The sequence below is a fragment of the Geoalkalibacter sp. genome, from assembly GCF_030604225.1.
Lineage (GTDB): Bacteria > Desulfobacterota > Desulfuromonadia > Desulfuromonadales > Geoalkalibacteraceae > Geoalkalibacter.
The window spans coordinates 1-7,823 of sequence record NZ_JAUVWH010000142.1; the positions used below are offsets into that span (position 1 = coordinate 1).

5 protein-coding genes are annotated in these 7,823 nt (G+C 60.7%); all 5 read left to right on the top strand.

Annotation, left to right across the window (positions count from 1 at the left end; genetic code table 11):
- Positions 1–319 precede the first annotated feature (319 nt).
- Positions 320–2,896, top strand: a complete 2,577-nt coding sequence (locus tag QAT43_RS13090) for a bacteriohemerythrin (RefSeq protein WP_305043529.1) — start codon at positions 320–322, stop codon at positions 2,894–2,896.
- Between the two features lie 122 nt (positions 2,897–3,018).
- Positions 3,019–3,345, top strand: a complete 327-nt coding sequence (locus QAT43_RS13095; RefSeq protein WP_305043530.1) for a c-type cytochrome — start codon at positions 3,019–3,021, stop codon at positions 3,343–3,345.
- 58 nt (positions 3,346–3,403) lie between these two features.
- Positions 3,404–5,107, top strand: a complete 1,704-nt coding sequence (locus QAT43_RS13100; protein ID WP_305043531.1) for a DUF3373 domain-containing protein — start codon at positions 3,404–3,406, stop codon at positions 5,105–5,107.
- A gap of 12 nt (positions 5,108–5,119) precedes the next feature.
- Positions 5,120–6,484 carry a tetrathionate reductase family octaheme c-type cytochrome gene (locus QAT43_RS13105; RefSeq protein ID WP_305043532.1) on the top strand — a complete coding sequence of 455 codons (1,365 nt, stop codon included), beginning with the start codon at positions 5,120–5,122 and terminating at the stop codon, positions 6,482–6,484.
- Positions 6,485–6,605: 121 nt separating this feature from the next.
- On the top strand, positions 6,606–7,823 hold a 1,218-nt coding region (locus QAT43_RS13110; protein WP_305043533.1), incomplete at its 3' end, for a TonB-dependent receptor plug domain-containing protein.

The window sequence follows — 7,823 nt, forward strand, 5'->3', positions numbered from 1 at the left end:
CCAGGCCGAGTTCCTTGTAGCTGACGTTCTGGCTCATTGAAGAGATCCTCCTTCAGACAGGCAGATTTGGGATGGCATCGCGTTGACCGCAGTGCCCATTTTACATGCCTCGGGCCAGAGAGCAAGCGTCCTGATGCTGAGGGCCTTCGGCAAGTGCGCAATTAGGCCCGCCTCCGCTAAAACACGAACCAACCTGCCGCCAAAACCCTGCAAGATTGCCCCGCAATCCCCGAAAATGTGCCGTGGTTTCCGAAACACAATTTTGGCATCAAACGTGAATAAAGCCTCGGTGTTAGAAAAATTAAATTTGGAGACGTCCATGAGAATATTCGGCAAGCTGATGTCCGCTTTTTCTGTCGTGGCCCTGGTCTGCGCACTGGTGGGTGCGGTGGGATGGTACGGTATCAGCCGGGTTGATCAGGCCATGGATGAAATCTCCACCCTGCGGCTGCCCAGTGTCGAAGCCCTGGGACAGATCCTTGAAAACCAGGCCCTGATCAAGGCAGAAGAACGCACCATGCTCATCCCCAACCTCACCCACAGCGACCGTGCCCGCTCTGTAACCCAGCAGCAGCTTTTCCGCGAAAAAGCCCAGGAGGCCTTCGCCTTTTATGACGCCCTTCCCAAATCGGCACACGAGCAGGAGCTCTGGAATGCCTTTAGTAATGCCTGGGAGCAGTGGGCCAGGCAAAACCGCAGCGTCATCGACAGCATCCTACTGGTCAAAAACGAAAACGTCGTCGCCTTGCAAAGCCAATTGGTGGCACGCAAGCTCGACCATGTGCTCTGGGTGGGGCGGATGGAAGCCGCGATCCATTCAGGCACGCCCTTCGCGGGGGAGCAGGATCCAACCCGCTGCGCATTGGGTCGATGGCTGGCTGATTTCCACACCGAGCACGAGGATCTACGGGACAGCCTTCAAGCCCTTCAGGCTCCCCACGAAAAACTCCATCAACTCGGCCGACGCATCAATGAGCTGATTTCCGCCGGCAATGCACCGGAAGCGCGGGTGCTCTTCGCGCAGCAAGTCAAACCCACCCTCAAAGCAATGGAAGAAGAATTCGACATGGCTCAGATCATTCTGGATGCCGATATCGAATTGCTCAACAATGCCGTGCGCGTGGCCTTCGGCTCCGCCCAGGAGTCTTTCGTCCAGGCCAGCACCCTGCTCACCGAGCTGGTCGCCCTGAGCCGCACCCTGGCCGAACAAAGTCAGTCATCCGCGGATGCCGCGGTCGTCACCGGCAATCGCACGGCCGCGGCCGCCGTGCTGTTGGGGGCGATGCTGGCCCTGTGCTTTGGCTGGCTCATCAGCCACGACATCTCATCGCCCCTGGCCAGTGCCGCCCTCATGATCGACGACATGCGGCGCGGTCATCTCGGCCAGCGCCTGCAGATCAAGCGCAGGGATGAAATCGGCCGCATGGCTGACGCCATGGATCAGTTCGCCGATAGCCTGCAAAACGAAGTGATCGCCGGCCTGGAGAAACTGGCGCGAGGCGATCTCAACATCAGCGTTCAGTTAGCAGATGAGGAGGATAGTCTGCGCCAGGCCCTGGCCAAGCTCGGCCAGGATCTTAAGCAACTTATCGGCGCCATCCGCCAGGCCGGCGACCAGATCACCAGCGGTTCGGCCCAGGTCGCCGAATCAAGCCAAACCCTCTCCCAGGGAGCCACCGAGCAGGCCAGCTCCCTGCAACAAATCTCCGCCTCCATGAACCAGATTGCCTCTCAAACCGACCAAAGCGCCGAGCATGCGCGCCTGGCCAGCCAGTTGGCCCGCCAGGCGCGGGAGGCGGCGGATCACGGCAATCAGGAAATGCAGGAGATGATGCACGCCATGCGCGCCATCAGCGAATCGGGCCACAGCATCTCGCGCATCATCAAGGCCATCGACGAAATCGCCTTTCAAACCAACCTGCTGGCCCTCAACGCCGCCGTCGAGGCGGCGCGTGCCGGCCAGCACGGCAAAGGCTTCGCCGTGGTCGCCGAGGAGGTGCGCAACCTGGCGGCCCGCAGCGCCAAGGCGGCCCAGGAGACCTCGGCACTGATCGAGCAGGCCGTGGAACGCAGCAACCGCGGCGGGCAAATCGCCCATCGCACCGCCGACGCCTTGGGGGAAATCACTTCCGGGATCCATCGGGTCGCCGATCTGGTCGATGAAATTTCCGCGGCCTCGCACGAGCAGGCGCAAGGCATCGGCCAGATCACCCTGGGCCTTTCCCAGATCGACCAGGCCACCCAACAGACCACCGCCTGCGCCGAGGAAAGCGCGGCGGCGGCCGAGGAACTCTCCAGCCAGGCAAAGCTGCTTCACGCTCAGCTCAAGCGTTTCAATCTGGGCGCCGCGGGGCCTGGTCCGCGTCCCCAAATTCAACAGCGGCCACCAGTCCACCCTCCGGTGCCTCACTGGCCTGTCGCGCCGCCGCAGCCCCAACGATCCGAGCAACGCCACCTCGCCCCGCCCTCGGAATCCATCTCGCAGGGCCATGTCCTGATTGCCTGGGACGAGGCCTTGAGCGTCAACATCGGCGTCGTCGATCGCCAGCACCAGCGCCTGGTCGAAATGGTCAATCAGCTCTACAAGGCGATGAAAACCGGCCAGGGCAACACCCTGATGGGTTCGATCTTTCTCGATCTCATCGACTATACCGCCCAGCATTTCGCCACCGAGGAAAAGTTCATGCAGGCCAAGAACTACCCCGAATTCGAAAGCCACAAGCAGGAGCATGACGAGCTGGTCAAGCGGGTGATCGAACTCAAGGCCAGGTTCGAGAAGGGCGAGAAAGTTTTTTCCTCGGATGTTTTTAACTTTCTCAAGGGCTGGTTGATCAACCACATCCAGGGAACCGACAAAAAGTTCGGACCTTATCTCAACCAGCACGGGATTTACTAGGCGACAAGGACCACATCGAGAGCAAGGAGCGTCATGTAAATTCATATTTCCTACTATTTAAATAAACAACAATACAAATTTTGAAGTCAACTCGCCAACCACCAACAAAAAGGAGCAGCGCAATGAAAACAACGGCAAAGCTTATCACCCTCCTGATCGTCCTTTCCCTGGGTGTCACTTCGGCCTGGGCGCTGGAAGTCGGCAACCCCAAAAAGGGCAAATTCCTGTTCAAGAAAAGCTGCAAATCCTGCCACGTCGACGGCGCCGAAGGCGGCAAACTGGCGCCTCTGACCAAAACCCAGGCGCAATGGCAACGGTTTTTTGAACGCGACAAGCATGGCAAGAAACCTGAGGCCTGGAGCGGCCTCTCCGCCGAGGAACTCAACGACATCCTGCAATACGTCCACGACCACGCCGCGGATTCGCCCCAGCCCGATACCTGCGGCTGATGCCTGCGCATTCGCTGCCAACCCCCCTTCGTTCTCTCTTATTGGAGGCATGGATTTCATGTATCGACTGATCGCCCTTCTGCTGGCCCTGCTGGTCAGCGCGCCCGCCAACCTTTTCGCCGCCACCCAACAGGACATTGAGTCCTTGCGCAAACAGATCGAGGAACTTACGGAAGAGTTGGAGTATCTTTCGGCGCGCATCGACAAACCCGAGCGCCATGCGACCCTCGACCGTATCCAGTGGAGCGGCGATCTGCGGGTCAAGGCTGACACCCTGCACTACCGCGATGTGACTTTCAATCCGGGTATCAACATCGATTTCGACGACTTCGGCGCCCGCGCCATGCAGGGTGAATTCGGCAATCCTGCGGACCCCACCTCTGCCCTTGGCCAAATGATGGCAGGCAATCCCGACCTGGCGCAGGCATTCATGAACGGCCAACTGGCCGGTGTCATGCCTTTTGCCATGCAGGAAAAACGCACCTACGATCTCAACAACGACATCATCTACACCACCCGCCTGCGCCTGGGTATGAAAGCCAAGGTGGCCGACAACGTCGATTTCATCGGACGGCTGCTCATGTATAAGAACTGGGGCGATTCCACCGGCGTCAAGGTGTTCGACTCCTGGGGCGCCTTCACCATGGACGGCACCAACAGCGGCAACACCACCGGCGACTGGCTGCATGTGGAGAGGGCTTTCTTCGACTGGAAGGACATCGGCGGCTCGAACTTTTATCTGTCCATCGGCCGGCGCCCCTCGACCTACGGCGCTCCCAGCCACCTGCGGGAAAACGAACTGCGCGGCGGCACCCCGTCCGGGCATCTGGTGCACTTCAACTTCGACGGCATCACCGCCGGCTACAAACTGAGCGAGTTGACCGGCATCGAAGGTCAGACGGTGCGTTTTTGCTATGGTCAGGGCTTTGAGTCCGAGTGGGGCAACGGCGAGATGTTCAATCAGATCAACACCAAGGACGTGCATCTGGGCGGCTTCAATATCGACGCCCTCAACGACGGCACCAACTTCCTGCAGCTGACCCTGTTCCGCGCCATGGACGTCACCGACGGCTTCAAGGGCTTGATCGCCTTTCCCAACCAATTTGCCGAACTCTTTGAGCTCGATCTCAACAACGACCTGCAGAATTTCCCGAGCTTCAATTTCGTGACCCGCGTGCAGCCCGCCACCAACATAGGCGACATCACCCTGGGCGGAATCGGCTTTACGCGTCAGGAAGAAAACGGCATCAACTGGTTTGTCTCCGGCGGCTGGACCTACAGCGAACCCAACGGCAAATCCGGCATGTTCGGTGGTCTGCTCTCCGACCCGGTCTACCGGGCGGTGCTAGACGACACCGGCAATATCGCCTTCGCCCCGGCGGGGGTAACGGATTCGGACAACCACCACGGCTATTCGATCTACCTGGGCATCCAGATTCCGTCCTGGAAGGGCAAGGCGGGTCTCGAATACAACTACGGCTCCCAATACTGGAATCCCTTCACCCAGGCCCAGGACGATATGATCGGACCCAAGCTGGCGACGCGCGGCCATGTCGGCGAGGCCTATTACATTTTCGACATCAACCGCAACATGTTCCTCAAGATCGGGGGCCTCTACTATGACTATGTGTACACCGGCAGCGGGTCGCCGGTGGGTGCTCCGCAAAAGGTGAAGGACGTCAAGAACGGCAAGGCCGTATCCCTGTTGCCAGCCGTGGATACCGCCTGGGACGCCTACCTGTCGATGACCGTGAAATTCTGACGGAGGACCGCCATGAAACGCTGGATACTGGGCCTACTCGCCCTGGGCGTTGCGGCCTCGACCGCATGGGCAACGCCCCACCGGGAGGCGATCACCGAACCCTTGGCGGACGGACGCGCCGCCACCAGGGAATGCCTCAAATGCCACGAGGACGCGGCCGAAAGCATCATGCGGACCAATCACTGGACCCTGGCCAAGGTGCAGACCCTCGCCGACGGAAGGCAGGTCGAGTTGGGCAAGAAGAACGTGCTCAACAACTACTGCGGAAGCATCAAGTCCAACTGGGCACGCTGCACCTCCTGCCACATCGGCTATGGCTGGGTGGGTGAAGACTTCGCTCTCGACAAACCAGAAAATGTCGACTGCCTGGTCTGCCACGACACCACGGGCACCTATCGCAAGGACACCAACAGCGGCGGCGAGGTCTTCCAGACCGTCAACATCCTGCGCGTCGCCCAGAACGTCGGCGCGCCGACCCGCGATACCTGCGGCGCCTGCCATTTCGCCGGCGGGGGCGGCGACGGCGTCAAGCACGGCGACATGGACAGCTCGCTGGCCTACCCCGAACGGCAGCTCGACGTGCACATGGCGACCGACGGTCTCGACTTTACCTGCCAGCAATGCCACGTCGAAGGCGGCCACAAATTTTCCGGGCGTTCTCTCACCATCTCGCCCGCCGCCACCGACCACTTCGGCTGCGAAAAATGCCACGAGGGCGCGCTTCATTCCGACCCGACTCTTGACCGCCATGCCGCCCGCGTGGCATGTCAGACCTGCCACATCCCGGCCTTTGCCCGGGAAGTGCCGACCAAAATGGCCTGGGACTGGATGACCGGCGGACGCGACGATCTCGCCGAGAAACATTCCGGGGAAACCCAGCATGGCCGCGCCGTCTACACCAAGGGCAAGGGGCATGCCGAATGGGGATTGAAAGTGGTGCCCGCCTACGCCTGGTACAACGGCCGCGCCGATGCCTATCTGGTCGGGGACAAGATCGACCCGGCCACAACGACGGTGCTTAACGCCCCCCACGGCAGCCGCACGGATCCCGCAGCGAAAATCTTTCCCTTCAAGGTGCACAAAGGCCGGCAACCCTATGATCTCGAACACCGCTATCTACTGCCCATGCACACCACGGGAGCCGAAGGTTTCTGGACGAGCTTTGATTGGGAAAAAACCCTGCGCATCGGCGCCGAGGCTTTCGGACTGACGTACAGCGGCAAATTCGGCGCGGCGGACACGGAATCCTGGTGGAAAGTGAATCACATGGTCGCGCCCAAGGAAAAAGCCCTCAAGTGTCTTGATTGCCACGGCGAGACCGGACGGCTCGACTGGCAACGCCTGGGCTACGAAAAGGATCCAATGAATAAAATCTAGACCTCTCTGCTTCAACCGAAAATCAGCGGCAAGGTCTGAAATTTTCTATTGAAAATTCTGGCCTTGCCGCGTTGTTTTTGGCAGAATGAACAACATTTTTATCTCTCTGCCGGATGTCTCGATGATCTCTTTTGCCCTGTCTTTATTCTGGTTGGCCGCCACCCTCTTTTTCTGGCCCATGCCCGCCTGGTGCGCCCCCAAATCCCTGACGGACTTCTCCCTGGAGGAACTCATGGCCATGGAGGTGACGTCCGTGGCCAAGGCGCCCCAGCCTCTGTCCCAGGCGGCGGCGGCCGTTTTCGTCATCAACGCCGAGGACATCCGCCGCTCCGGCGCCGGCACCATTCCCGATCTGCTGCGCATGGTGCCCGGCATGCAGGTGGCCAAGATCGACGCCAACAAGTGGGCGGTGAGCGCGCGCGGCTTCAACGGGCGTTTCGCCAACAAACTGCTGGTGATGATCGATGGGCGCAGCATCTACACGCCCCTGTTCGCCGGGGTGCACTGGGAAATCCACGACCTGGTGCTGGAGGACGTCGAGCGCATCGAGGTGGTGCGCGGTCCCGGCGGCAGCCTCTGGGGCGCCAACGCTGTCAACGGCGTCATCAACATCATCACCCGCCACGCCGCCCATACCCAGGGGACCCTGGTGAGCGCCGCCGCCGGCAGCGAGGAATATGCCTCGGTAACGGCGCGCCACGGTTGGCAGAGCGGTGACGACAATCACTTCCGCATCTTCGCCAAATACAGCGGTCAAGGCCCCGGCGAAGCGTCCACCCATGAGCCCTCCGATGATTTGCACCGGCACCGTGCCGGTTTGCGCTTCGATCGCGAGATCGATCCGCGCACGTCCCTGACCTTGCAGGCGGAAGCCTACGGCGGCAAGGCCGGGCAAACGATCGTCGAGCCCCTCCTGATCGCGCCATACGCCCGCCAAATCAACGATGATGCCGATTTCGATGGCGGGTTCCTGCTGGGACGCTGGCAGAAGGAGCTCGCCACGGCCGGCGATCTCAGCGTGCAAGCGTACCTCGACCGCGGCAGCTACGAGGATTTCGTCTTCGACCATCGCCTCACCACCTACGACTTTGATTTCCAGCATCGCTTCTTGCCCCTGCCGCGACACGAACTGACCTGGGGGCTGGGCTACCGGCGCATGGACGATCGCCTCGACTCAACGCTCCTGACCTCCTTCGCACCGCCCAAGCGAACCGACCACCTGTGGAGCGCCTTTGTCCAGGATCGCATCACCCTGGTGCCCGAGCGGCTCGAAGCCACCTTGGGCACCAAGTGGGAACACAACGACTACACCGGCGTCGAATGGCAGCCCAACCTGCGC

What these genes read in the sequence shown, in the direction of transcription:
- QAT43_RS13105 (WP_305043532.1), top strand. Translation starts at nt 5,120, where the DNA reads ATGAAACGCTGGATACTGGGCCTACTCGCCCTGGGCGTTGCGGCCTCG.
- QAT43_RS13090 (WP_305043529.1), top strand. Translation starts at nt 320, where the DNA reads ATGAGAATATTCGGCAAGCTGATGTCCGCTTTTTCTGTCGTGGCCCTG.
- QAT43_RS13095 (WP_305043530.1), top strand. Translation starts at nt 3,019, where the DNA reads ATGAAAACAACGGCAAAGCTTATCACCCTCCTGATCGTCCTTTCCCTG.
- QAT43_RS13100 (WP_305043531.1), top strand. Translation starts at nt 3,404, where the DNA reads ATGTATCGACTGATCGCCCTTCTGCTGGCCCTGCTGGTCAGCGCGCCC.